26 protein-coding genes are annotated in these 23,861 nt (G+C 69.9%); 10 read left to right on the top strand and 16 right to left on the bottom strand.

Annotated elements, in window-relative coordinates; genetic code table 11:
- Nucleotides 1-90 precede the first annotated feature (90 nt).
- Nucleotides 91-402 carry a hypothetical protein gene (locus MNQ95_RS09110; protein ID WP_162408521.1) on the top strand — a complete coding sequence of 104 codons (312 nt, stop codon included), beginning with the start codon at nucleotides 91-93 and terminating at the stop codon, nucleotides 400-402.
- A gap of 144 nt (nucleotides 403-546) precedes the next feature.
- On the opposite strand, the gene MNQ95_RS09105 is transcribed toward MNQ95_RS09110, so the two are convergent.
- Nucleotides 547-2,736, bottom strand: coding sequence for a glycoside hydrolase family 3 N-terminal domain-containing protein (locus MNQ95_RS09105; protein ID WP_241952670.1), 2,190 nt, complete (start codon nucleotides 2,734-2,736; stop codon nucleotides 547-549).
- 239 nt (nucleotides 2,737-2,975) lie between these two features.
- A complete protein-coding gene (locus MNQ95_RS09100) occupies nucleotides 2,976-3,323 on the bottom strand; it encodes a BON domain-containing protein (protein WP_162411415.1) in 348 nt (115 codons plus the stop codon).
- Between the two features lie 176 nt (nucleotides 3,324-3,499).
- Here MNQ95_RS09100 and MNQ95_RS09095 point away from each other — a divergent pair, with 176 nt between their 5' ends.
- A complete protein-coding gene (locus MNQ95_RS09095; RefSeq protein WP_241952669.1) occupies nucleotides 3,500-4,543 on the top strand; it encodes an oxidoreductase in 1,044 nt (347 codons plus the stop codon).
- Between the two features lie 9 nt (nucleotides 4,544-4,552).
- Here MNQ95_RS09095 and gnd read toward each other — a convergent pair whose 3' ends face one another.
- The 4 genes from gnd to MNQ95_RS09075 form a co-directional block, all read right to left on the bottom strand.
- Entirely contained in the window at nucleotides 4,553-5,461 is a 909-nt protein-coding gene (gene gnd, locus MNQ95_RS09090; protein ID WP_162411413.1) for a phosphogluconate dehydrogenase (NAD(+)-dependent, decarboxylating), read from the bottom strand.
- Nucleotides 5,462-5,652: 191 nt separating this feature from the next.
- Entirely contained in the window at nucleotides 5,653-6,315 is a 663-nt protein-coding gene (locus tag MNQ95_RS09085; protein WP_241952668.1) for a hypothetical protein, read from the bottom strand.
- Between the two features lie 91 nt (nucleotides 6,316-6,406).
- Nucleotides 6,407-6,919, bottom strand: coding sequence for a DUF1993 domain-containing protein (locus MNQ95_RS09080; RefSeq protein WP_241952667.1), 513 nt, complete (start codon nucleotides 6,917-6,919; stop codon nucleotides 6,407-6,409).
- Nucleotides 6,920-6,974: 55 nt separating this feature from the next.
- Nucleotides 6,975-7,412 carry a hypothetical protein gene (locus MNQ95_RS09075; RefSeq protein WP_162411410.1) on the bottom strand — a complete coding sequence of 146 codons (438 nt, stop codon included), beginning with the start codon at nucleotides 7,410-7,412 and terminating at the stop codon, nucleotides 6,975-6,977.
- Nucleotides 7,413-7,593: 181 nt separating this feature from the next.
- On the opposite strand from MNQ95_RS09075, the gene MNQ95_RS09070 reads away from it, so the two are divergent.
- Nucleotides 7,594-9,045 (top strand): GGDEF domain-containing protein, encoded by a 1,452-nt coding sequence (locus MNQ95_RS09070; protein ID WP_241952666.1) that lies wholly within the window; start codon nucleotides 7,594-7,596, stop codon nucleotides 9,043-9,045.
- Between the two features lie 16 nt (nucleotides 9,046-9,061).
- Here MNQ95_RS09070 and MNQ95_RS09065 read toward each other — a convergent pair whose 3' ends face one another.
- Nucleotides 9,062-9,415: a cupin domain-containing protein gene (locus tag MNQ95_RS09065; RefSeq protein WP_162411408.1), complete on the bottom strand. Its 354-nt coding sequence runs from the start codon at nucleotides 9,413-9,415 to the stop codon at nucleotides 9,062-9,064.
- Between the two features lie 157 nt (nucleotides 9,416-9,572).
- Between MNQ95_RS09065 and MNQ95_RS09060 the strand changes: the two genes are divergently transcribed.
- Both MNQ95_RS09060 and MNQ95_RS09055 read left to right on the top strand, forming a co-directional pair.
- Complete coding sequence (locus MNQ95_RS09060; RefSeq protein ID WP_241952665.1) at nucleotides 9,573-10,430, top strand: transglutaminase-like domain-containing protein; 858 nt, start codon at nucleotides 9,573-9,575, stop codon at nucleotides 10,428-10,430.
- Between the two features lie 131 nt (nucleotides 10,431-10,561).
- The gene (locus MNQ95_RS09055) at nucleotides 10,562-10,894 is read left to right on the top strand and encodes an EF-hand domain-containing protein (protein WP_241952664.1); all 333 of its coding nucleotides are present in this window, start codon (nucleotides 10,562-10,564) and stop codon (nucleotides 10,892-10,894) included.
- 81 nt (nucleotides 10,895-10,975) lie between these two features.
- Here the strand turns inward: MNQ95_RS09055 and MNQ95_RS09050 are convergent, their stop codons facing one another.
- Nucleotides 10,976-11,629, bottom strand: a complete 654-nt coding sequence (locus MNQ95_RS09050; RefSeq protein WP_241952663.1) for a DUF4136 domain-containing protein — start codon at nucleotides 11,627-11,629, stop codon at nucleotides 10,976-10,978.
- Nucleotides 11,630-11,913: 284 nt separating this feature from the next.
- Here MNQ95_RS09050 and MNQ95_RS09045 point away from each other — a divergent pair, with 284 nt between their 5' ends.
- Entirely contained in the window at nucleotides 11,914-12,348 is a 435-nt protein-coding gene (locus MNQ95_RS09045) for a VOC family protein (RefSeq protein ID WP_162411404.1), read from the top strand.
- Nucleotides 12,349-12,359: 11 nt separating this feature from the next.
- On the opposite strand, the gene MNQ95_RS09040 is transcribed toward MNQ95_RS09045, so the two are convergent.
- The 3 genes from MNQ95_RS09040 to MNQ95_RS09030 all read right to left on the bottom strand — a co-directional run bounded on the left by MNQ95_RS09040 (nucleotide 12,360) and on the right by MNQ95_RS09030 (nucleotide 15,532).
- Nucleotides 12,360-13,259, bottom strand: coding sequence for a DUF2950 domain-containing protein (locus tag MNQ95_RS09040; RefSeq protein WP_241952662.1), 900 nt, complete (start codon nucleotides 13,257-13,259; stop codon nucleotides 12,360-12,362).
- Nucleotides 13,260-13,273: 14 nt separating this feature from the next.
- Nucleotides 13,274-14,680 carry a DUF3300 domain-containing protein gene (locus MNQ95_RS09035; RefSeq protein ID WP_241952661.1) on the bottom strand — a complete coding sequence of 469 codons (1,407 nt, stop codon included), beginning with the start codon at nucleotides 14,678-14,680 and terminating at the stop codon, nucleotides 13,274-13,276.
- 75 nt (nucleotides 14,681-14,755) lie between these two features.
- Nucleotides 14,756-15,532, bottom strand: a complete 777-nt coding sequence (locus MNQ95_RS09030) for an OmpA family protein (RefSeq protein WP_241952660.1) — start codon at nucleotides 15,530-15,532, stop codon at nucleotides 14,756-14,758.
- Nucleotides 15,533-15,813: 281 nt separating this feature from the next.
- On the opposite strand from MNQ95_RS09030, the gene MNQ95_RS09025 reads away from it, so the two are divergent.
- Nucleotides 15,814-16,155 carry a VOC family protein gene (locus MNQ95_RS09025; protein WP_241952659.1) on the top strand — a complete coding sequence of 114 codons (342 nt, stop codon included), beginning with the start codon at nucleotides 15,814-15,816 and terminating at the stop codon, nucleotides 16,153-16,155.
- A gap of 40 nt (nucleotides 16,156-16,195) precedes the next feature.
- On the opposite strand, the gene MNQ95_RS09020 is transcribed toward MNQ95_RS09025, so the two are convergent.
- The gene (locus MNQ95_RS09020; RefSeq protein WP_241952658.1) at nucleotides 16,196-17,008 is read right to left on the bottom strand and encodes a polysaccharide deacetylase family protein; all 813 of its coding nucleotides are present in this window, start codon (nucleotides 17,006-17,008) and stop codon (nucleotides 16,196-16,198) included.
- Between the two features lie 258 nt (nucleotides 17,009-17,266).
- Between MNQ95_RS09020 and MNQ95_RS09015 the strand changes: the two genes are divergently transcribed.
- Nucleotides 17,267-17,647, top strand: a complete 381-nt coding sequence (locus MNQ95_RS09015) for a PLDc N-terminal domain-containing protein (protein WP_241952657.1) — start codon at nucleotides 17,267-17,269, stop codon at nucleotides 17,645-17,647.
- Nucleotides 17,648-17,734: 87 nt separating this feature from the next.
- Here the strand turns inward: MNQ95_RS09015 and MNQ95_RS09010 are convergent, their stop codons facing one another.
- Nucleotides 17,735-18,160, bottom strand: a complete 426-nt coding sequence (locus MNQ95_RS09010) for a YqaA family protein (RefSeq protein ID WP_241954399.1) — start codon at nucleotides 18,158-18,160, stop codon at nucleotides 17,735-17,737.
- Nucleotides 18,161-18,171: 11 nt separating this feature from the next.
- Nucleotides 18,172-19,443: an FAD-dependent oxidoreductase gene (locus tag MNQ95_RS09005; RefSeq protein ID WP_241952656.1), complete on the bottom strand. Its 1,272-nt coding sequence runs from the start codon at nucleotides 19,441-19,443 to the stop codon at nucleotides 18,172-18,174.
- A gap of 143 nt (nucleotides 19,444-19,586) precedes the next feature.
- Between MNQ95_RS09005 and MNQ95_RS09000 the strand changes: the two genes are divergently transcribed.
- Nucleotides 19,587-20,495, top strand: coding sequence for an SMP-30/gluconolactonase/LRE family protein (locus tag MNQ95_RS09000; RefSeq protein ID WP_241952655.1), 909 nt, complete (start codon nucleotides 19,587-19,589; stop codon nucleotides 20,493-20,495).
- Complete coding sequence (locus MNQ95_RS08995) at nucleotides 20,492-21,817, top strand: APC family permease (protein WP_241952654.1); 1,326 nt, start codon at nucleotides 20,492-20,494, stop codon at nucleotides 21,815-21,817. Before MNQ95_RS09000 ends, MNQ95_RS08995 begins: the two co-directional genes overlap by 4 nt.
- Before the next feature lie 145 nt (nucleotides 21,818-21,962).
- Here MNQ95_RS08995 and MNQ95_RS08990 read toward each other — a convergent pair whose 3' ends face one another.
- Together MNQ95_RS08990 and cax are read right to left on the bottom strand one after the other, a co-directional pair.
- The gene (locus MNQ95_RS08990; protein ID WP_241952653.1) at nucleotides 21,963-22,634 is read right to left on the bottom strand and encodes a potassium channel family protein; all 672 of its coding nucleotides are present in this window, start codon (nucleotides 22,632-22,634) and stop codon (nucleotides 21,963-21,965) included.
- Nucleotides 22,635-22,637: 3 nt separating this feature from the next.
- Nucleotides 22,638-23,708, bottom strand: a complete 1,071-nt coding sequence (gene cax / locus MNQ95_RS08985; protein ID WP_241952652.1) for a calcium/proton exchanger — start codon at nucleotides 23,706-23,708, stop codon at nucleotides 22,638-22,640.
- Between the last annotated feature and the right edge of the window lie 153 nt (nucleotides 23,709-23,861).

The following is a 23,861-nucleotide window of genomic DNA, read 5'->3' as shown; positions in this document are numbered from 1 at the left end:
GCGCGCATAACTTCGGGCTCACGCGTTCGCCCGATGGGGTTAACCGCGCCCTCGCTACGGTGATTTCTCCACTGACACAGGAGAACCACCATGAGCTCACAACCCGGATACCAGATCCCCGGACGCGCCCCGGTCGAGCCGTTCCCGGATTCCGGCTACTGGAACCAGCAGTTCACCCGCGAGCCGTATTTCCTCGAGGGCGACAGCTACGACGACTACGACCCCGCCTATCGCCTCGGCTATGGTGCGCGCCACCAGCATCCCGGGCGCGACTTCAGCAGCCTGGAAGCCGACATGCAGCGCGAATGGGAAACCAGCAAGGGCCTGTCGCGGCTGGACTGGAATCGCGCGCGGCAGGCGGCGTTGCGGGCCTGGCAGCGGAGCGAGCCGCGCGGAACCTGAGGCGGTTGGCCGCGCAAGCGCGGCTCCGTGGCCTGCGGCCAACATGACTTACGGCAGCCGGCTTCCGCCGGCGACGTGATCACCGAGGAGCATTCCCTGTGGATCTCATCGATATCCGCTTCGCCGGCCGAAGCCGGCGGCGGTTCAGCGCGGCAGCAGTTCGAACCTGGCCGGCATACCGGCCGACGCCGACGGCGCGATCCAGACATCGAACCCACCCGGCTCCGACCCGTGCGTGCCATCGGCGCGGGTGAACGCGAGCTGCGCGGGTGCCAGCCGGAAGACCACTTCCTGGCTTTCGCCGGGTTGCAGCATCAGCTTGCGGAAGCCCTTCAGTTCGCGCACCGGCCGCACCCGGCTGGCAACCCTGTCGTGCACGTACAGCTGTACGACTTCTTCGACCGCGCGCGTGCCGTGGTTGCGCAGCGTCGCCCGCACCGTGAGCACGTCGGATACCGGCAGCTTCGCCATGTCCACCGTGGTGGCGCCGTATTCGATACGCCCGTAGCCCAGGCCATGGCCGAAGGGATACAGCGCGGTGTTCGGATGTTCGCGCCAGCGCGCCTTGAACTCCGACATCTCCGGCGTTTCCGGACGACCGGTACGCGGGTGGTTGTAGAAGAACGGCTGCTGCCCGGAATCGTGCGGGAAGCTCACCGGCAGGCGTCCTGAAGGGCTGTAGTCGCCGAACACCACGTCGGCCACGGCATGCCCGGTCTGGCTGCCGAGGAACCAGGTCACCACGATCGCCCGGGCATCGCGCACCGCACCTTCCAGCGCGAGCGCGCGGCCGTTGCGCAGCAGGACCACCACCGGCGTACCGGTCGCGAACACCGCTTCGGCCAGCGCCTGTTGCGCGGCCGGCAGCACGATCCGGGTGCGCGACTGCGCTTCGCCGCTGTAACGCTGCGGTTCGCCCAGGGCCAGCACCACGACCTCGGCGCGCCGGGCCGCGGCTACCGCAGCCTCGATGCCGCCTTCGAGTGGCGATTCCAGACCGCAGCCGTCGACGATCTCGAGCGATCCCGCGTGCGGCAGGGCAGCGCGGAATCCCTCTTCCAGGCTGACGTAGCGCGATTTGTCGCCGAACAGGGTCCAGCAGCCTTCGATGTTGTCGCGGTCGCGGGCGAAAGGCCCGACCAGGGCGATGCGCGCATCGCGTCGCAACGGCAGGACGTCGGCCTCGTTCTTCAGCAGCACGATCGAACGCCTTCCGGCATCGCGGGCCAGTGCTTCATGCGCCTCGAGCCGCGAGATGTCGTCCTCGCGGGAGGGATCCAGCGAGCGGTAGGGATCGTCGAGCAGGCCGATCGCCGCCTTCACCGACAACACCCGCCGCACTGATGCGTCCAGCAGTGCCATCGGCACCTCGCCCGACTCGACCAGCCCCGGCAGGTGCGCGGCGTAGAAGCCGCTCTGCATGCTCATGTCCATGCCGGCGGTGAACGCACGGCGCGTGGCGTCGCGCTCGTCCTCGGCATAGCCGTGCGCGATCAGTTCCATGTCGGCGGTGTAGTCCGACACCACCAGGCCCGGGAAGTCCCAGTGCCCGCGCAGCAGGCCGGTCAGCAACGCATGGTTGGCGCTGGCCGGCACGCCGTTGATGTCGTTGAAGGCGGTCATCACCGTCAGCGCGCCGGCATCGAAGGCGGCCTTGAACGGAGGCAGGTGCACGTCCTGCAGCGTGCCCTCGGAAATTTCGACGTAGTTGTAGTCCATTCCCGCCGCCACTGCGCCGTAGGCGGCGAAGTGCTTGGGCGTGGCCAGCAGCGAATCGGCCGCGCGCAGGTCAGGACCCTGGAAACCGCGCACGCGCGCTTCGGCGAAGGCGCACCCCAGGACGGTGTCCTCGCCCGCGCCTTCCGCGCCGCGGCCCCAGCGCTGGTCGCGAGCGATGTCCACGGCCGGGGCGAAGGTCCAGTGCAGCCCGGCCGCGGTCGCCTCCACCGCGGTGGCGCGTGCAGTGCGTTCGGCCAGCGCCGGCTCGAAGCTGGCCGCTTCGCCCAGCGGAATCGGGAACACCGTGCGCATGCCGTGGATCACGTCGGCGGCCAGCAGCACCGGGATGCCCAGCCGGCTCTCTTCCACTGCCACGCGCTGGATCTCGCGGCCCTGCGCCGCGCCCACGCCGTTGAACAGCGCCCCCACCCGGCCCGCCCGCACCTGGTCGAGGACCTCGGCGGCGTTGCGCACGTTGGCTTCAGGATTCACGTCGGGCGCGAACGGCCGCACCATGTCGGCGAACATGCCCAGCTGCCCGACCTTCTCCTCGAGGGTCATGCGCGCGAGCAGGGACTCGACTCTCGCGTCGGCGGGCTTGGGGGCGATCGGCATCGGTTGTGCGTGTAGGTCGGGGACGAAGGCTGGATTCTAACGGAGCCCCGCGCCATCACCAGCCGCGGCGCCGTCCACGGCTCATGTAATGGAATGTAACGCTCGAAACAGCCGGGCGAACCCGTCGTATCGGCAAACGGCATCCGCAAGCGCAAAAGAAAGCGGCGCGGAGCGTGAAGCTCCGCGCCGCCGTGGCGCGCCGTCGTCACTCCGGTGCGCCAGCAAACATCCCGGCGTAATCAGCCGCCGGCGGGCACGACCTTCAGTTTGGTCGTGTCGACCTTGGATACGCCCTGGATGCCGGCGGCGACCTTCTTGGCCTGGTCCGCCTGTGCCTGGGTATGGGCGGTGCCGGTCAGGAAGACCACGCCATTGACCGTATCGACGTCGATCTTGGTACCCGCCACCTCGGTATCGGCGAGCAGGCTCGACTTGACCTTGGTGGTGATCCAGGTGTCGTCGACCGGCTGCGCCGAAGCCGCTTCGGCGGCAGGCTTCTTGGCCGGCTTGTCATCGTTGGCCATCGCCGCACCGGAGAACAGGACCGCGGCAAGGGTGGCGGCGAGGATCGTGGTGCTCTTGCGCATGTGTGACCTCATTCATTGCCGGCGGTGTCGCCGGGTGTGGGGCAAGTCTCTGCAGATCCCCGTACAGCGGCGGTGAAATCGAATGTGAAGGTTGTGCAGCGTTCAGCACCCTGAGTGCGCTTGCAGCAACCTGTCGCCGACGCGTGTAATGCGCGTGCCCTGTCCGGACCCTCCACATGTCCAACGACCTCAACGTGGCGCTGCTCGGCTTCGGCCTGGCCGGAAGCGTCTTCCATGCACCGCTGGTGGCATGCACGCCGGGCTTGCGCCTGCATACCGTGGTATCGCGCGATGCCGGCAAGGTGCACGCAGTCCATCCGCAGGCGCGCGTGCTCGCCGACCCCGCGCAGGCCTTCGCCGATGCCGCCATCGACCTCGTGGTGGTGGCCACGCCCAACGACACCCATGCGCCGCTGGCACTGGCCGCACTGGCCGCGGGCAAGCACGTCGTGGTGGACAAGCCGTTCGCCCTGGACATCGGCCAGGCCCAGTCGATGATCGCCGCTGCGGAGCAGGCCGAGCGCGTGCTGGGCGTGTTCCACAACCGGCGCTGGGACGCGGATTTCCTCGCCCTGGGTACTCTGCTGGAGGCCGGCGCGCTGGGCGAGGTGGTCGAACTGCATTCGCACTTCGACCGCTTCCGTCCGCAGGTGCCGGACCGGTGGCGCGACCGCGCGGGCGCGGGCAGCGGCCTGTGGTACGACCTGGGGCCGCACCTGGTCGACCAGGTGCTGCAGCTGTTCGGCCCGCCCCTGGCGGTCTGCGCCGACCTGGCGCAGCAGCGCGAAGGCGCGCAGGCGACCGACTACTTCCACGTACAGCTGCGCTACCCGCGACTGCGCGCGATCCTGCATGCCGGCGCGCTGGTGCCCGGGCACGGACTGCGCTTCGCCGTGCATGGCACGGGTGGAAGCTGGATCAAGCACGGCCTCGATCCGCAGGAGGACGCCCTGCGCGGCGGTGCGCTGCCCACCGACGCCGGCTGGGGACGCGATCCACGGCCGGGCACGCTGCTGCAGGTGCAGGCCGATGGCAGCGTGCACGAGGCGGGTTCGCCCTCTCCGCACGGCAACTACCCGGCCTACTACGCCGCGTTGCGCGATGCGATCAACGACGGTACGCCGCCGCCGGTGGGTGCCGGCGAAGCCCTGCAGGTGATGCGGGTCATCGAGGCCGGACTACTCAGCGACGCGCAACGGCGCGAGGTCGCCTTCGACTGAGCGGCCGCGCTACTCGCGCTTCACGCCGTGCCCGCCGAACCGGTCGCGCAGCGCCGCGAGCATCTTGTCGGCGAAGGAGTCCTTCTCGCGCGAACGCAGCCGCTCCAGCAGCGAGAGCGTGATCACCGGCGCGGCCACGTCCAGCTCGATCGCCTCGGCCACGGTCCAGCGCCCCTCGCCCGAATCGGCCACGAACGGCGCGATGCCGTCCAGCGCAGGATTGTCCTGCAGCGCATCGGCGGCCAGGTCCAGCAGCCAGGACCTGACCACGCTGCCGTGCCGCCATATTTCCGCGACCTGCGGCAGGTCCAGCGCGAGCGACTCCTTGCGCTGCATGATCGCGAAGCCCTCGGCATAGGCCTGCATCATTCCGTACTCGATGCCGTTGTGGATCATCTTGGCGAAGTGCCCTGCACCGCTGGGACCGACCCGGCCCCAGCCGCGCTCGGGCGCCGGCGCGAGCGTTTCGAACAGCGGCCGCAGCCGTTCGCAGGCCTGCGCGTCGCCGCCGACCATCAGGCTGTAGCCCTCGGCCAGGCCCCACACCCCGCCACTGGTGCCGCAATCAAGGAAGTGGACGCCCGCTTCCCGGCATCGCGTCGCGCGGCGCTGGCTGTCCTGGTAATTGGAGTTGCCGCCATCGACCACCACATCGCCGGCCTGCAGCAGCGGACCCAGCGCCTCCAGCGTCGCATCCACCACCGCGCCGGCCGGCACCATCAGCCACAGCGTGCGCGGCGCCGGCTGCGCGGCCACCAGCGCCGCCAGCGAGTCGAACGTCTCCAGCCCGTGCGCCTCGCTCGCCGCCTGGCGCGCCGCCGCGCCGGGATCGAAGCCGGCCACCCGGTGCCCGCCACGCTTCAACCGCGCCGCCATGTTCGCGCCCATCCGGCCCAGCCCGATCATGCCGATGTCCATGCGACCTCCCTTCGTGTGTAGGGCAGAGCCTCGCATGCGGCACCGGCGGGCGCCAATGCACGGCCACGAATCGTGGTTCGACAGCGGGACAAGCGACGTACCTCGCACGCCCGCAGGCGGCTGTTCCGTGCAGCCTGGAGCCGCGCCCACCCCGCCATGGCCTTAATGCGCGCAGGCGTCCGCGTGCGATCTCACACCAGCAGCAGCGCGAATGCGGCCAAGACCAGGACCGTGGTGAGACTGAACGACGCGATGACCAGCGCCAGCGCCTTGAGCCAGCCGGACCGGTACAGCGCGCGGTAGGCGATCGCGCGGGCCACGATGTACCAGACCACGGCCGCGCAGGCCAGGACCACGCCAGCTTCGCGGGCTTCCGCAGTGCGGGCGAGCTGCTCCCCGATGGAGAACATCACCACGAACGGGCACGCGAGGAAGGCCTGGATGGAGAATGGCTCGCGCAGCGTTGCGCGGGTGACCTTGCTGCCGTCCTGGCGCAACGTGCCCAGCGCCGCGCCGAGGGCGTAGATGCAGAACACGGCCGAGCGCGTGAGCAGCAGGAACTGCTCGCTGCCGAACAACAGCTGCCCCACCGGCGTGGACATCGTCGGCAGCGATACCTTCAACGCCATCTCCGCCACGTGCGCCAGCACCACCGAAAGGATCAGCATCAGCACCGGGCTGATGGTTTCCTCGAACTGCCGCTCCGGCGGCTGGGCGAGCTCCAGCCGGGTATAGCGCGCCATCGCACCCGGATGCCGCAGCACCCGCCAGAACGTGCGCGGGTAGAACACCAGCCAACCCACGAGCTCGTAGAGGAATTCTTCCAGCGAGCGCAGCAGTCGCATCAGGTCCATGGCGTTCCTGCAGAAGTCGAGGGGTCACCGTGGCGTGGACGGCGGCGAAGGCACGTACGTCGTCGCCCTGCGGATCATGCAACCCGGGAGCTCAGCTCCGCCCGAGGTAATCCAGCTTGCCCAGCGGCACGCCGTTGTGGCGCAGCACGGCGTAGGCGGTGGTGACGTGGAAATAGAGGTTGGGCAGGGCGAAGCCGGTGAGGTAACCCAGGCCTTCGAAGGAATGCTCGCCGCGCGGGGTCCTGAGCAGGACCGGTCGCGTCTCGCTGCCATCGATCTGGGCCGGCGCGAATTCCCGGAGGTACGCGATCGCACGGTCGATGCGCGCGTATAGACCGGCGAAATCGCTCTCGTCGTCGACGAACACCGGGGCCTCCACGCCTGCCAGGCGCGCGGCGCCGTTCTTGGCGGTGTCGGTGGCCATCTGCACCTGGTTGAGCAGCGGTCGCATGTCAGGTGCGAGCCGCGCCTGCAGCAGCACGACCGGCTCGAAGCCGCGTTCGATGGCATGCGCTTCGCCGCGCTGGAGCACCTCGCGCAGGTTGCGCAGCGCGCGCATGAAGGCCGGAACGGAAGCGGCGTACATCGAGATCGGTGCAGTCATCGGATATCCCGTACAGGAGAAGGGAGCGCCGGCCCTGCGGCCGGCGCCAGGGTGCTCAACGCAACCAGCCGCGGGCCCGGCAGCGCCGCGCATAGGCCAGCAAGGCCAGCGAGATCACCAGCAACAGCACGGGCATGGCCAGGCCGGCGACGCCGTAAGCCTGCCAGGCGGGGGTGACCAGGTAGGCGCCAGCGAACTGGACCAGCAGCGCCAGCAGCGAGACGCCGAACATCGGCACCGCCCAGCGCCTGCGCAGCAGCAGGCACAGCGCACCGAGCACGCCGCCGATCACCGCGAAGGCAAAAGCCACGTTCACCCATGGCGGGGTGGCCAGGAAGACCTGCCGTTCGGCCTCGGCCAGGGTGGCCAGGCGCGCTTCATCCATGGTCACCTGGACGAAGAACATCGCCAGGCCCAGCAGGTTCCACACCAGGGCCAGGATCGCCACCCACCAGTAAGCCTTGGGCCTGACCGGCCCGGACGTCGTCTGCATGCGTCCTCCCGTCGCGGCGCCAGTGCCGCGGCCTGAGCGTACGCCTTTGCCCGCCGGCCCGGCAGTGCGGACCTCAACCGGGCTAAACCCGCGCCCGTTGCGGCCGCTAATCCCTGAACTCCCAGCGCACGCTTGCCGGCCGTGCGCGTCCTTGCGTGCCGGCGATACCGGAGCTCATGCCATGCCGATCGACCGCGGTCCTTCCGTCTCCGTCCGTGAACCCGCGGTCGTGGCGGCCGGTGCGCGGTCGGTCCTGCCCGATTTCGCCGACGGCATGGCCGCCCTGCCCGGCGAGCTGGGCAGCCTGGGCCGCCGCCTGCAGTCGGCGCTGCGCGAGGAGGACTGGCGCACCTGCCACCGCCTCCTGCACCAGTTCCTGGACAAGTACCTGCGCGAGTTCGCCGAAAGCCTGGAGGCCGGTGGCGCGCTGGCCGAGTCCGACCAGCTGCGCGACCTGCTGCGGCAGGCGGTGGGCGTGGCCCTGGCCTCGCTGCTGCAGCCCTTGCCGGCACTGGCCGACGAGTCCAGCGCGCTGGGCACCGAGCTGCGGCAGTGGCGTCCGGGCAGCGACCTGGCCCCGCTGGCACGCCGGGTCCGCGAGCTGTGCCACCAGGTCGGCGTGCATGCCGGCGAGACCACCGAACAGCACACGCTGATGCTGGGCCTGTTCGACCTGCTGCTGGAGAACCTGGTCGAGCTGCTCGACGACGGCAGCTGGCTGCATGGCCAGGTCGCCGTGGTCCGCGAGCTGCTCGCCGGCGATCCGGACCGGCAGACCCTGGAGGCCACCCGCAACGGCCTGCGCGAGCTGGTCTACCAGCAGGGCCTGCTCAAGCAGGGCATCGTCGATTCCAAGGACGCGATGCGCACGATGATGGTGACCTTCGTCGAGCGGCTCGATGGCATGACCGCCAGCACCGGCCAGTTCCAGACCCGGATCGAAAGCCACCTGCAGGTCATCCGCGAGGCCCGCAGCATTGCCGAGTTGGGCAAGCGCATGGACGACGTGCTCGAGGACACCATCCAGCTGCAGGCGCAGGCGCTGCGCTCGCGCGAACAGATGGTCGCCGCGCGCGCCGAGGTCGACGCGGCCGAGGCGCGCATCCGCGAGCTGGAGACGCAGTTGCGCGACGTGGGCGACCTGGTCCGCAGCGATCCGCTGACCGGCGCGTTGAACCGGCGCGGCTTCGAGGAACTCTACGAGCGCGAGGCCGCGCACGCCGAGCGCGATGCTCGCCCGCTGACGCTGGCGGTGCTGGACCTGGACGAATTCAGCCGGCTCAACGCACGCCATGGCCATCCCGGCGGCGACGCGGCGCTGCGCCACTTCGTGGCGATCCTGCGCGGCGGCCTGCGTGCGGTCGACGCGGTCTGCCGCCATGGCGGCGAGGAGTTCGTGCTGCTGCTGCCGGGAACGCCGCTGGCCGAGGCCCAGTCCGTCGTGCAGAGGATGCAGCGCGCGCTTGCCGCGCAGCCGGCGATGCATGAAGGGCGGCGCATCACGTTCACCTTCAGCGCAGGAGTGGCGATGCGCCAGCTTGGCGAAGACCGCGAGCACCTCGTCCACCGCGCCGACCGCGCGATGTACCAGGCCAAGCGCGACGGGCGCAACCGCGTGGTCGTCGCCCACTGACGCCGCTCCGGGGGGTTCAGCTGCCGCGTGGCGGACGCCCCGGCGGCCGCTCGTTGCCTGTCGCCGTATACGCCGGCGGCGAGTAGAAATTGAGCGTCTTCAGCGGAGTCCGGCCGCTGTTGCGGATCTCGTGCGCTTCGCCGCGCTCGACCAGCAACAGGCTCCCCGCCGCCAGCGCGCGACGTTTGCCGTCCACGATCGCCACGCCGGTGCCCGAGACCACGTAGAGCCATTGCTCGGCACCGCCATGGCGGTTGTCCGCGTCGCCCTCGCGGCCTCCGGGTGCGATCACCATCTGTGCCGCCTGGACACCGCGGCATTCGAAAAGCACGCGGAATCCCTGGCCGAAGCGCAAGCGACGGTGCTGCATGGGTTTCTCCTCGGCGGGAGCCGCGACAGTGCGGCACCGTTCGTGAACACCGGGTGCGCAGGCTGAACGGGACAGCTGCACGCGCACTGTTTCACGCGTCCTTCCTCAACAACGCGCTCAAGTGGCCGTCCACACGCCGCCGACGACAGGACCTCCCATGCTGCTCCATCTCGGCTTCGAGATCGCCTACCGCTTCGTCCAGCCCACGCCCATGGTGGTGATGCTGGACATCCACGGCTCGCGCAGCGGCGACATCACGGCCTGCGAGCCGCTGTCGACGCTGCCCTCGGTGCCGCTGCGCAAGTATCGCGACGGTTTCGGCAATACCTGTACGCGCCTGCACGCACCGGCGGGCCTGCTGCTGCTGAGCGCTGCCGCGATCGTGCGCGACAGCGGCTTGCCCGACCGGCAACAGCCCGACGCCATGCAGGTGCCGGTGGAAGCACTGCCCGACGAGACCCTGCCGTTCCTGCTGGGCAGCCGCTATTGCGAGTCCGATACACTGATGCAGTACGCGTGGGACCGCTTCGGCCATGTCGAACCCGGCTGGACGCGGGTCCAGGCGATCTGCGACCACGTGCACGCGGCGATCCAGTTCGGCTACCACCATGCCGATCCGACGCGCGGCGCCCTGCGTGCGCTGGAAGAAGGCCGCGGCGTGTGCCGTGACTTCGCACACGCAGCGGTGGCCCTGTGCCGTTGCATGAACATTCCCGCGCGCTACTGCACCGGCTACCTGGGCGACATCGGCGTGCCGCCGGTGGATGCACCGATGGACTTCTCGGCCTGGTTCGAGGTCTGGCTGGATGGCGACTGGTACACCTTCGACGCGCGCCACAACGTGCCGCGCATCGGCCGCGTCCTGATCGCACGCGGACGCGACGCGGCGGACGTGGCGATCAGCAGCACGTTCGGCCCGAACACGCTTGAACGCTTCGACATCGTGACCGAAGAGACCACCCATGCCGCGCTCGATATCGCGCGGGATCCGGTCCCGGTCGACTGCGTCGCCTGAATGCATCCCCGCGCAGTACGTCCAGGTCGCGGGCATTTCACGCCGCGCAGCCGTTGCGTTCGCATCCGGTCAACGCGGCATCGCCAATGATCCGCACACAGGGCGGCGAACCGCCCCCACAGGAGATATCCATGAAGACGATCCGCATCATCCTCGCCTCGGCCGCGTTCGCATTCGCCGGTGCCGCCATCGCCGGCGACGGCAACCTGTCCAGCACCGACAAGGTCAAGAAGATGGACACCGACGGCGACAGCCGCCTGTCCCTGGCCGAGTTCACCGCCGGTGGCCACAAGACCAGCGACGATTTCGCCAAGTACGACATCAATGGCGACGGCTACGTCACCGACGAGGAGATCGACGCCGGCCAGGAACGCGGCATGACTCCGGGCGAGAAGAAGGACGTCCGCGCCAAGGCGCGTCCGGTGCCGACCACCAACCCGAAGTCGCCAGAGCCCACGCCGTAACGGCCCCGCTCTAGCGGCCACATGTGCAACGCCCGGCCATTGGCCGGGCGTTCTTCTTGCGGCGTCGCGACCGGCTCGCGGTCAGTGGGCGGGGGGCGCGGGCAGCTGCGCCAGCGTATGCGCGGCGATCGCATCCAGGTTCGCCTGTTCGCCTACGCCCGGCCTTACCGTACCGGTGTTGAGTGCGCGCCAGACCACGCGGATCGAGCCGGGCTCCACCATCTCCACCAGCAGGCCACCCTCGGTGCGGTCGCTGGTGTTGTAGCGGACCACGGGCGCGCCATCCTCGTTGCGCACCACCAGCTGCGAGCAGCTGCCGCCGCTGCACTTGATCCCCGCCATCGGCGTGGTGTTCCCCACTTCGGTCTGCACCGCCTGCACGTCGTGGATATCGCGAACGCCCACCCGCCATGCGACCAGGAAGTCCGCACGCGCCACGTCCACCGGGCGATAGCCCTTGGCCTGCAGCGCGCTGTCCAGCGCCTTCTGCAGGCGTGCGCGGAGCTGCTCGTCCTGGACGCGCGCATCCTGCTCGGGCGCGGTGATGGAGGGCATGGGCACGAAGGCATAGCCGTGCCCCGGCATGGCGGTCGCCGGCAACACCACGGTCACCTGCCCGGCCGGTGTGTTGCGCGCGGCCGTGGGCGAGAAGGAGCAGCCCGCGGCGGCGACAAGCAGGCCGCACGCCAGCAAGGGTGCGGCGATCCTGGCAATGCGGGAACGGGGAATGTTCAAGGGTCGACTCCTGGGGTCCGGAAATGGGCGGCCAGGGCCAAGCATAGCCAATCGCCCGGCCCGCGCCTGCTGTACGGAGCGGCCATGCGGTCCGATGGCCGGAGGACGCTCCGCTGCCTGCCATCCCCGGACAGCCAGCCCTTGCGCTGCCGCTCGGCATCCTTCCGCGCGTGCCGACCCGACGGCCCGGATCACGATGCGGCCACGCGAGCCTGACCGGGACCACGCTCACGCGCGCTTTACCGGAGCGCGGCAGACTGGCGCGCCCACACAGGAGTGCGCCCATGGAAACCCAGCAGCTGCATCGCGGCCGCCTGATCGACCACCTCCAGCTGGTGGTGCGCGACCTGCCGGCCAGCCAGGCCTTCTACAGCGCCATCTTCGAGGTGCTCGGCGTGCCCCTGGGTGGCACGGGCGAGGGCTATTTCTGGGCGGACGAGCTGTTCGTCTCCACGGCCGACAGCGAAGCGGCGGCCGGCGAGTTGACCGGTCGCCACCATCTCGCTTTCCAGGCCCGTGACCGGGCGACGGTGGATGCGTTCCACGCCGCGGCACTGGCCCACGGCGGGAGCGACAACGGCACCCCGGGCGAACGTCCCTACCATCCCGGCTACTACGCCGCCTTCGTGCTCGATCCGGACGGCAACAACATCGAGGCCGTGTACCACGGCCCGGCCGAACGCAGCGCCAGCTCGGTTACGGTGACGTTCGCCGGGTAGTCCTTCGCGACTCAGGGCTTGGCTGCGGCGGTGGCGGTGCCCGTCGCTTCCTGCCAGCTGCTGTCGGGATCGAACGCCGCCATCGCCTGGGCCAGCTTCGGGCTCTCCGGCCCCAGGTCCTTCTCGAACACCTGGCCGTCGTGGCTGACGAGGAAGGTCATTACCCCGGTGTCGCCATACCGCGCCGGCCAGGCCACCAGCGCGAAACCGCGGCTCATGTTGTCGCCCAGCGTGTAGGGATAGGCGCCCCGCGGCGCCGACTGCCCCTGCGCCTGGAGTATCCGGTAGTGGTAACCGTGCCAGGCGCCATCGGGCGTGTCGTCGCCGAACAGCGGACCGAGCGGACTTTCCGCGCCGCCGTCGGCTTCCCAGAACAGGCCATCGCGCTTGCCATCGGTGCTGACGAACTTCTGCGCGTACTCGAGCACGCCGTCGCCATCGCGGTCCTCGCTGGCGTACTCCTCCTGCGCATCGACGTAGGCCAGCGACGCCTGCATGGCGTCAAGTTCGTTGCGGCCGATCCGGCGCGCGCGCAGTTCCGGCGCGCCGGCCTCCAGGTCGAAGGCCCAGCCCGCGGCGCCCTTCACCAGCGGCACCGGCAGGGTCCAGCCCTCCTTGCCGACGGCGAGCGTCGCGTGGGTGGCGTCGCGCTTCTGCAGCACGTGGTGTTCGCGATAGCGGGCGAGGAATGCGTCGACATCACCCCGGTCGACGTTGTCCAGCGGGACGTACTGCGCCCAGTCGGGGCCGAACAGTTCGACCAGGCGGGCAGAGTCGGCACGCTCGGTGCCCAGCGCGGCGACCAGGGCCTCGGCGGTCGCCTCGGGCGTGGGATAGGCCCGCTGCGCCAAGGCCGGCAATGCGAGCAGCGAGAGGCACAGGACCGGGAGCAGGCGAAGGGAAACAGTCATGGCAGGTCTCCTGGTCAACGGCGGCGGCCACCGCCACCACCCCGTGGCGGCGACGAACGGTGCATGGGTGCCCCACCGCTGCGCGCGCCCGAGGGACGCTGCGAAGCGGAGTAGCTGCTGTGCCCGCGGCTGGAGGCCGCGCGCGACTGCCCCGGGTTGCCTGCGCCGGAGAAGGCGTTGTTGTTGTGCCCGGCCTGCCCGGTCGATGCGCGCTGGCGCGCGTCGGCCTGCGCCCGGACGTTGCTGTTGGAGGCCCCGGCGCCCTGTCCGGCGTTGCCACGCTGGCCTGCATCACGCTGGGCTGCGTCACGCTGGCCTGTGTTGCGCTGGCCGGCATCGCGCTGGCTGATGTCGCGCGAAGCCTGGCCGGCGCGATCGCGCGCTTCCAGGTTGCTCGTGGCCGGCGGCTGGATGCCACTGCGCTCCATCGACTGGCGGGCACGGTCGCGGTCGGCATTGCGCGCCTGCGACTGGTCACGGCCTCGATACGCGTCGCGATTGGCCGCGCCATCCTTCTGCCGCCCGTACTTCTCGCGGCTGGCGTTGTCGCGGTACGGCACGCCGTCGCGGTTGCCCGCATTGTGGTTCCACTTGCCGTCGCCGCCGCGATCGATCTGGCGGTTGCTGTTGAACTCGTTGTAGCGGTCGATGTCGATGTCGATGTCGTTGCCGCCCCAGTTGAAGTCGCCCCACAACGCGCCCCCCACCGCGACGCCGATGCCGAAGCTGAGCAGCGCGCCGCCCGGGTAGTAGTACGGCGGTGGCGGGTAGTAGTACGGGGGATAGGACGGATAGGCCCAGCCGCCGTAGACGACGCTGGGGTTGTAGCTGGGCACGTACACCACTTCGGGGTCGGCCGATTCGATGATGATGGTCTGCGGCGCGGCAGCGGCAGCGGGCGCGGCAGCCTGCGTGCTCACCTTCTGCTGTTCGTTGGACTTCAGGTTGCCGGCCGCTTCGGCCTGGTGGCGCAGGCGCTGCACCGAGGCCATCACCGCATCGGGCTGGCCCAGGAACGCATCGCCCATTTTCTGCACCCACGCCGGGTCCTGCCCGAGCACGGCCAGCAGCTGCGGGAACGCGACCAGCGATTGCACGCTCGGATCCCAGGGCTGGCTGGCGACCTGCTTCACCGCCGCCTCGCCCTTGGCGTCCTTGTGCGCGGCCGACCATTTCACCGCGTCGGCAACGTCGCCAGGATAGGTCGAGGCCATCAGCACCTGCGCGAGCAGCGAATCCGGATACAGCGCGATCGGCGCCATCATCTGGTCGAGTTGCTCGACGCTGAACGTCGACGATGCGGCCGGCTTGGCACTGGACGCAGCGGACTGCGGCGCGGCCCAGGCCGTCGCCACGCCGGGTCCGTCCGCCACCGCGAGCAGCAGCGCGGTAGCCAGCAATTGGGGCGCGGAAATGCGCATGGGATCCTCCTGGAACGCGGAGGCGGGCCCCATCGGGACCCGCCTGTACGGGACGCGGCCGGTAGCCGCGATCGGCTACTTGGCCTTGCCGGCCTGCACGCCCTTGTCGACCACCAGCTTCACCACGACCTTGCGGGCCCCGGCGTTGCTGCCGTTGCCGGCATCGGGCGCCACGCCCATGCCATCGCCGGCACGGACCCGCCCGGGGGCCAGCCCGGCATGCTGTTGCAGGTAGTCGGTGACCGCGGTGGCACGGCGCTCGCTCAGGCGCTGGTTGGCCGCCGCGTCGCCGGTGGAATCGGTGAAGCCCTGCAGCACGACCTGGTAGTCGGCGGTGTCCTTGGCCTTGGTGGCCAAGGCGTCGAGGTCGGCCTTGCCGGCGGCGGAGATCGCCGTGCTCCCGCTGGCGAACAGCACCTCGGCCGTGACCAGCGCTTCGTACTTGCCGAAGTCGTCCATGCGCGCGGTGGTCGGCGCAAGCCCGGCCTCGACCTGCTGGGCGACCTTGAAATCCTCGGACTTGAAGCTGACCTCGGTCGCGCTGAAACCCGCACCGGCAGGCACGGCCTCGACGGTGACCGGCAGGCCCGGCATCAGCGCACCCTGCCCGACCTTCTCGTGGATGGCGCCGGTCAGGCCCTTGGTCTTCTTGTAGGTCGTATCGGCGTTGACGGTGATGGTCTGGGTCGCGTTGTTGGCGTCCTTGACCGTGATCGTGTCGCCCTGGACGGCGGTGACCAGGCCCTTGATCTTGATCTTCTCGCCGTCGGCGGCAAGCGACGGCAGCGCGACCAGCAGGGTCGCCAATGCCGCGGCGCGCAACAGGCGCCGGGGATGCGAGGGAGTATTCATTGTTCCTCCAGCGGTGAAGGGAGAACCGGCCCCGCCGCATCCGGGATCATCCGCGGGGCGCCGGCCTGGATATGGCGAGGGCGCGACGGGCGTCTTCGCGGGGGGCACCGGACCGGGCTGACGCTACGCGCGGCGACGGAAACGCCTCAATTGGCCTTTGGCCCCACGCAGCCGCGAACGGTGTGAATCATCGATGCATCGCATTCAGAAATGCGCCCAGGCCTCACGGCGGCGCCGCGCGCGCATGCTCTAATTCGCGGCACGCCCACGGAGACCCCGTCATGCGCTGCATCGGACTGTTCGCCGTTTCGCCGGTCCAGGACCTGGCGGCCGCACTGGACTGGTATGCAAGGCTGTTCGGTCGTCCGGCGGACGACCGCCCGGTCCCGGATCTGGCGCAGTGGTACCTGGACGGCTTCGGCTTCCAGGTGATGCGCGAACCTCGGCGGGCCGGTGGCGGCATGGCCACGCTGGTGGTGCCCGACATCGAAGCCGAGCGCGCGCGCCTGGCCACGGCGGGCATCGAGTTCGGCGAGACCGTGCGCGGTCCGTTCGGCGCGATCGCGCAACTCGACGATCCGGAAGGCAACCGGATCACCCTGGCCGAGCCGCCACGCACCTGAGCGCGACGCCGCCTCGCCGGCGCGCGGCGGAAATCGCGCGCTAGCGACCCTTCGCCTTCGCCGCCGCCTGTTGCTGGCGGACCCAGCGCATCTGTTCGAGGAAGGTCGCGGTCCAGTAGGTGTCGCGGTGCTGTTCGAGATAGTCCAGCAGTTCCTCGTGCGCCTGCGTCGACACGCTCAGGTGGTCACCGCCGATGCCGTGGAAGGTGAAGTTGACCATGGTGCCCTGGCGTCCGGCCTCCTCCACCCGTGCGATCAGCTGCGTGCCGGTGGCGTCGACCGGCACGTGCACCGGCACGGCCTGCGTATCGAGCGCGGCCATGTCCGGCACCACGGTGCCGCCGACCAGCTTGATGCCCACGAACTGGTCGCTGATCGCATCGATGTAGTTTCCGTCCTTCGCCTGGCGGTCGCCGCAGGGCGCGGTGAAGGTACGCCCGTCGCTGCGTCCGTCGAGCGCCTGCAGGAACGTGTTGGCCAGCACCACCTGTTCGCGCATCTGGGCGACGCTGACGCCATCGAGGTCGCGTTCGGGCTGCACCCATTCGCGGCCCGCGCCCTGCGCCGAGCACTGGTGGAACAGGCTGTGGTTGCCCAGTTCGTGGCCGTTGCGCGCCGCGGCACGCCAGCCCTCCATGCGCAGTCGCACCGGTTCGTTCGCGGGCACCAGGTAGAACGTACCCTTCAGTCCATGCCGGTCCAGCGCGGGGATCGCGTTGTCGAGCTGCGAATCCAATGCGTCGTCGTAGGACAGGCTGACCGCGGCCTTCCTGCCGTCGGGCCAGGCGAAATCCGGCGCCGCGTCCGCCACGGGTGAAGCCAGCAGGCCCGCGCACATGGCGGCCCACCCCATTCGCATGATCATCGCTCGCCCCGACATCGCCATCCCCCTGGCCCAGGAGCCACAGCGTACCGCGACTCCGTGGCCTGCGTGTTGCGCACCGCGACGCTGCGCATCCATGGCATCGCACATCGAAAACACGCCCCGACCGCCCTGCCAATGACTTGTCATGGCACCGGTGCTAGTGTGACCGGCGACACACAGCGCCTTTCATGGGGGGCATGGTCAGGCGTCCACCATCGTAGTCACTGCAAGGGGAGCACCGAAAAGATGAGCAATTTCTGGGATACCGTTTGGCTGATCCTGATGACCTTCGTCCTGGTCGCGTACCTGCTGGTCCTGTTCCAGATCATCGTCGACCTGTTCCGCGACAAGAACCTGGGCGGATTCTCCAAGGCGATCTGGTTCATCGGCCTGATCTTCCTGCCGTTCCTCACCGCGCTGCTCTACATCATCGCCCGCGGTCGCGGCATGTCCGAACGCCAGGCCGCCGCGGTCCATGAGGCACGCTCCGAGACCGATGCCTACATCCGCAGCATCGCCGGCGGCAAGTCCGCGGCCGGGCAGATCGCCGAAGCCAAGGCGCTGCTGGATGCCGGCACCATCAATGCCGAAGAGTTCGCCAAGCTGAAGGTGAAGGCCCTCGGCTGATACGGCACGCTGGAACCGCGGCCCGGCTACCGCCCTGCGGAGCCGGGCCGCTTCTTTTCCGCCGCGCCCGATGCACGCGGCATCCGGTCAACCGATGTAGCGCAGCGTGATCCAGGCCAGTACCAGGTAGCGCCCGGCCTTGGCCACGACCACCAGCGGCAGGAACACCCGCAGCGGTTCGCGCATGACCCCGGCGACCAGGGTCAATGGATCGCCGATCACGGGCATCCAGCTCAGCAGCAGCGACCAGCGGCCCCAGCGTCCATATCCGCGCTGCGCGCGCGCCAGTGCCGCCGGCGATACCGGAAACCAGCGACGTCCCTGGAAGCGCAGCAGCTCGCGCCCCAGCCACCAGTTCAGCGTGGAACCCAGCACGTTGCCAGCGCTGGCCACCGCCACCAGCAACCACGGCGGATAGTCGGCCAGCAGCAGCGCGACCAGCGCCGCCTCCGATTGCATCGGCAGCAACGTGGCGGCCAGGAAGGCGGCGAGGAACAAGCCGCCGTAAACCATGCCGCTTCCGATCATGCGCGCACCTGTTCCGTGGCCGCGATGCAGCCGGCCGCAGGCACCGGCTGCTCGAGCGAGTCGATGAAGCCGTCCTCCAGCCCCAGCGTGCCGAACAGTCCCCGACGCGTGCCGGTCAGCACCCGCAGCATCTGGCCACGCCCGCCCGGCATGCGCCCCAGCGGCAACAGCGCGGCATCGCGCAGCTTCGCCGCGACATCCTGCTCGGACTGGAACAGCGGGGTGAGCCATCGGCTCCACAGCTGGTAGATCCACACGTGCGCGCGGCGTTCGCGCTGATAGGCGGCCAGTGCCTCCGGCAGCGGCGCCTCGTCCTGCAGCGAGCGCGCCAGCGCGTGCGCGTCCATCAGCGCCATGTTGACGCCCTGCCCCAGCTGCGGGCTCATCGAATGTGCCGCATCGCCGAGCAGCACCACGCGGCCGCGATGCCAGTGCCTCACGGTCGTGTCGCGATAGCGCGCCCGCGCCAGCTGCCCGGCGTCGGTGATGCCGGCGAATACGCCCGCGGCCTCGGGCCAGAGCCGCTGCAGCTCGTCCTGCCAGGCGGCAAGGCCTTGCCCTTCCCAGGCCTCGAAGGCATCGGTGCGCAGGCTCCAGAAGAAGCTCAGGCGCCGGGTCGCGTCACCGGGACAGCTGCCGACCGGCAGCAGCCCGATCATCCGGCGCGCGGCGACGTAGCGCTGGCGCAGCTCGGCCAGCCACGGCCACTCACCGGCCGGCAGCAGGCACCACAGCGCGCCCCAGGGATACGGCCGGTCGATGCGCGGCGCGGCGACGGCATCGCGCAGCCGCGATGCGGCGCCATCGGCGACGACGACCAGGTCGTACGGACCATGCTCGCCACCCTGCGCATCGCGCAGCACGCCGCGCTCGGGGTCGATCGAGACGATGTCGTGGCCGGCCTGCAGCGCGCGACCGCGATCGGGCCAGGCCGCTTCGAGGATCGAGAACAGGGCGCCGCGCTGCAGCCCTACGCCGTACAGGCGCGACTCCAGCCCTGCATAGCGCATGTCCATCACCGCGCGGCCGCAGGGCGTGTCGCCGAACAGGCGGTCCACGCGCGCACCGTGGCGCAGCACGGGCTCGAGCAGGCCCATCTTCCACAGCACCTGCAGGCCACTGGGTTGCAGCAGGAAGCCCGCGCCCACCGGGCCGGGCCGGGCAACGCGCTCGTACACGGTGACCGCATGCCCGTCGCGGCCGAGCAGCAGGGCTGCGGCCTGCCCGGCGCTGCCGTAGCCGACGATCGCGATGCGGTGGGGGGCCATGTGCTGCCAGGAGTCCATCGGGGTATGCCGCCATCTTCGACGAGGGGCGCCCGCGCTGGAAGCCGGCGCGCGCGCGAGTTCGCAGGGCGGGCACCGCCCCCCCTATGCTAGCAACGGTTTTCGATTCGAGAGGGGATGTTCCGATGGACCTGCTTTCCCACGTACGCACCGCTTCGGTGGGCCTCGCGCTCGCCGCGTTCGCCGCGCCCGTCCATGCGGCGCAACCGGCGCCAGAGCTGCTGTGGACCGTCGGCGGATTCTCCACGCCAGAATCGGTGGTCTACGACCGCGCGCGCGACCGGTTCTATGTCTCCAACATGGCCACGCGCGGCGAGGGCGCCACGCCGGGTGACGGCTTCATCAGCCAGCTGGATGGCCGCGGCAACATCACCGAACTGAAGTGGATCACCGGCCTGCAGAACCCCAAGGGGCTGTCCCTGGCCAACGGCCGGCTCTACGCCGGCGATGACGACGCGCTGGTGGAGATGGACCTGGACGCCGCAGCCATTGTCGCGCGCCACGCGCCGGCCGATGGTGGCCCGGCCCAGTTCAACGACACCACTGCCGACGCGGCGGGAAATGTCTACGCCTTCAGTCGACGGCTCGATACCGTGTTCCGCCTGTCCAACGGTACGTTCGCGCCGTGGGTGAAGGTGGATACGAACGTCACCGGCAAGTTCAATGGCCTGCGCGCGGACGGCGACCGCCTGCTGCTCGGCAGCTGGCAGGTCCCCGGCCCGGACGGGGAGCAGCTCGGCCACCTCACCACGATCGACCTGGCCACGGGGACGATCGGTCGCATCGGCCAGCAGCCCATCGGCCATATCGACGGCATCGAGCCGGATGGACGCGGTGGCTGGACGGTGACCGACTTCACCCCTGGCACGCTGCTGCACGTCGATGCCGACGGCACGCCGACGCGGCTGCTGACCCTGGTCAAGGGCAACGCCGACCACCTCTACCTGCCCGACGAGCAACTGCTGGTGATTCCCTTCCTGTTCGACGACGTGATGCGCGCCTACCGCTGGGCACCCCGGGCCGACGCGGAATGACGCAGCGGCCGCGACCCGGTGGTCCACCCCCGGGTCCGCATTCCGCGCAGGGCCTGCTGCGCGCGGTCGGCCGCTGGCAGATCCTCGGGCTGTCGATCAACAGCGTGGTCGGCAGCGGCGTCTACCTGCTGCCGGCCACGGCCTTCGCCCTGCTTGGCCCGTACAGCGTGTGGGGCGTGCTGCTGGCGGGATTGACCGTCAGCCTGCTGGTGCTGTGCTACGCCAAGGCCGCCAGCTATTTCGACGTGCAGGGCGGCAGCGTGCTCTACGCACGCGAAGCGTTCGGGCCGTTCGCCGGCTTCCAGGTCGGCTGGATGATCTGGCTCACCCGCATCGCCACGGCCGCCTCGCTGGCCAATGGCCTGGCCGCGGCGATCGCGCGCTTCTGGGCGCCCGCCGGCGACGGCGGCGGACGCATCCTGGTCATCGCCGGCTCGTTGCTGCTGCTGGCCGGCATCAACATCATCGGCGTTCGCTGGGCGGCGAACGTGTCGATGGCGCTGGTGGTCGGCAAGCTCCTGCCGCTGGCGCTGTTCGTGTGCATCGGCCTGTTCCATGTCGACTGGAGCATGGCCTCCGGCGCGGCGGTACCGTCGGCGCTGGATTGGCGGCAGACCGGACAGGCCGCGCTGCTGTTGCTGTTCGCGTACGCCGGGTTCGAGAACCTGTCGGTGGCCGCGGGCGAATACCACAACCCGCGCCGCAACGTGCCCTTCGCGCTGGTGGCGATGATCGTGCTGGTCACGGCGCTGTACGCGGCGGTGCAGCTGGTGGCCCAAGGCACGCTGCCGGGACTGGCCGCCTCCACCACGCCGCTGGCCGACGCCGCGGCCATGTTCGGTGGCGAGACGCTGGCACTGCTGCTCACCCTCGGCGCGGCGCTTTCCATCCTGGGCACCAGCAACGCGACCATGCTGCTGGGTCCGCGCTTCCTGCATACGCTGGCCAGCGACGGCTATGGCCCGCGCGTGTTCGCCCATGTGCACCCGCGCCTGCACACGCCGGCGGTGGCGATCGCTTTCCAGTGCGCGCTGGCGCTCGCATTGGCGCTGAGCGGATCGTTCGTGCAGCTGGCGCTTCTGTCGATGGTCACGCGCCTGCTGGCCTACATCAGCACCTCGGCCAGCGTGCTGGTGTTGCGCCGGCGCCATGGCGATCCGCCCGGATCGTTCGGCCTGCCCGGAGGTACGCTGGTTCCGGTGGCCGCGCTGGTGCTGTCGCTGGCGATGCTGCTGAGCGCCAGCCCGATGCACCTGCTGGCGGTCGCGCTGGCGATGGCGATGGGCAGCGTGTTCTACCGCTTTCCGCGCCGGACCGGCTGAGTCGATCCGGGTCCACCCGGCCAGGGCTTGCCGCGACCCAAAGCATCCGCAGCAGCGATGTAACTCAGGTTCCAGGACCCCGGTTTCGCGAGGGTACGCGCCACTGCAAGGGGCCAGTACGCATGCCCGCGCCCGCCTTCGATGCCTACCGCGAGGACTGGTCCGACACGCGCAGGCTGACCAGGCGCGCGACCATGATCGCCAGGTACAGCTGGCCGATGATCGCTTCGAACACCGAAAGCCCGCGCATCACCGGGGTCGCCGGGGTGAAGTCGCCGTAGCCCAGCGTGGCCAGGGTGACGAAGCTGAAATAGATCGCATCGCCCATGCTCAATCCATCCGGCAATGGCGTGCCACCATGGAGCATCGCCAGCGGATCCACGCGGACCACGGCCACGTAGACCACGCCCCAGCACACGCCGATCAGCAGGTAAGCGCTCAGCGCCGCATACAGGTGCTCGGCATCCACCCGCACGCTGGACAGGGAGTAGCGGATCGCGCCGAACGCGGCCACCACCGCCACCGCGCCCCACAACACCGCGCCGAGCGCCGAGAAGGCGGCCGAATCCAGGTGCGAGGCGAGCCCGCGCATGAGCAGCGCCGTGCCGACGATCGCCAGCATCGTGCGGCGCTTCTCCATCACGCCGATCGGGAACACCGCGGCGATCAGGCTGAAGGTCAGCAGGGCTTCAACCGCCACCCGTCCGAAGTCCAGCGCCTCGAGCAGCGGACCCACGGCGATCGTGGCCAGCAGTACGCAGAACAGGATCGCGTACCGGTGACGCGTGATCTGCTGCAGGGCCGGCGACCGCCTCATGGATCACGCCACGACGTCGGGCACGAAGAAGAACACCGAGGCCAGGATCACATAGACGGCCAGCAGCTGGATGCCGCGCAACCAGTCGGTGCGACCGTCGCTGGCGACCTGGCCGGCGATGATCACCGAGAACAGGATGGTCAGCACCAGGCCCGGGCCGAACACCAGGTCCATCGGCTGCGGCCCCATGAAGAAGCTCAGCAGCACCAGCAGCGGCGCCACCAGCAGGGCCAGCTGCACGCTGGCGCCCAGGGTGATCGACATCGACAGGTCCATGCGGTTCTGCCGCGCGGCCACGATCGCGGTGGCCTGCTCGGCCGCGCCGCCGATCACCGCCAGCACGAACACGCCGGTGAACGCGTCGGAGAAGCCCATCGCCTCGCTCGCGGCCTCGACCGTGCCCACCAGGATCTCGCTGAGCCAGACGATGCCGATGGTCACCGCGAACAGCACCGCCAGCGCCTTGCGCGGGCTCCATTGCGGGCCGTGATGCAGGTCGCCATGGCCGGCCTGCGCGTGATTCGCGCCGGCGTCGGCGCGGCTGCGGACCAGGGTGAACGCGACGTTGGCGACGTACACCGCGAGCATGATGCAGGCGATCAGCGCACTCAGCGAACCCATCTGCGCCTCGGCCTTCGGCACCAGGCCCAGGTACGCGGCGGGGAGGATCAGCGCGATCACCGCCAGGGTCAGCATGGTCGCCTGGGTGCGCGCGGCGCGCGCATCGTAGGTCTGGTCGCCATGGCGGATGCCACCGACCACCATCGCCACGCCGAGCACGAACAGGATGTTGCCGATGATGGTGCCGGCCAGCGACGCCTTGACCATGTCGTGCAGGCCGGCGCGCAGCGCGGCCAGGGCGATGATCAGTTCGGCGGCATTGCCGAAGGTCGCGTTGAGCAGCCCGCCGAGGCCGGCGCCCAGACGCGTGGCCAGCGAACCGGTCGCCTGGGCCATGATCGCCGCCAGCGGCACGATGCCCAGCGCGGCGACCGCGAAGATCAGCAAGGCGTTGCCCGGCGCGAAGTGCTCCAGCACGATCGCCAGCGGCACGAGTACCAGCAGCCATTTCATCGATCGATTCCCCGGGCCCGCCGTGATCGGCGCCGGTACCGTCGCCCCGCGCGCCGGCAGCGGGCAATTGGCCCTTGGCCCTACCCGCGCGCGCGCAAGGTCGCAGCGCCGGAATTAATTCAACCTAATGGTTGACAATAGTCCGGCCCGGCG

This window comes from Pseudoxanthomonas daejeonensis, from assembly GCF_022637495.1.
GTDB classification, from domain to species: domain Bacteria; phylum Pseudomonadota; class Gammaproteobacteria; order Xanthomonadales; family Xanthomonadaceae; genus Pseudoxanthomonas; species Pseudoxanthomonas daejeonensis.
The sequence above is the reverse complement of the archived record's forward strand: the minus strand, read 5'-3'. Positions and strand labels throughout refer to the sequence as shown.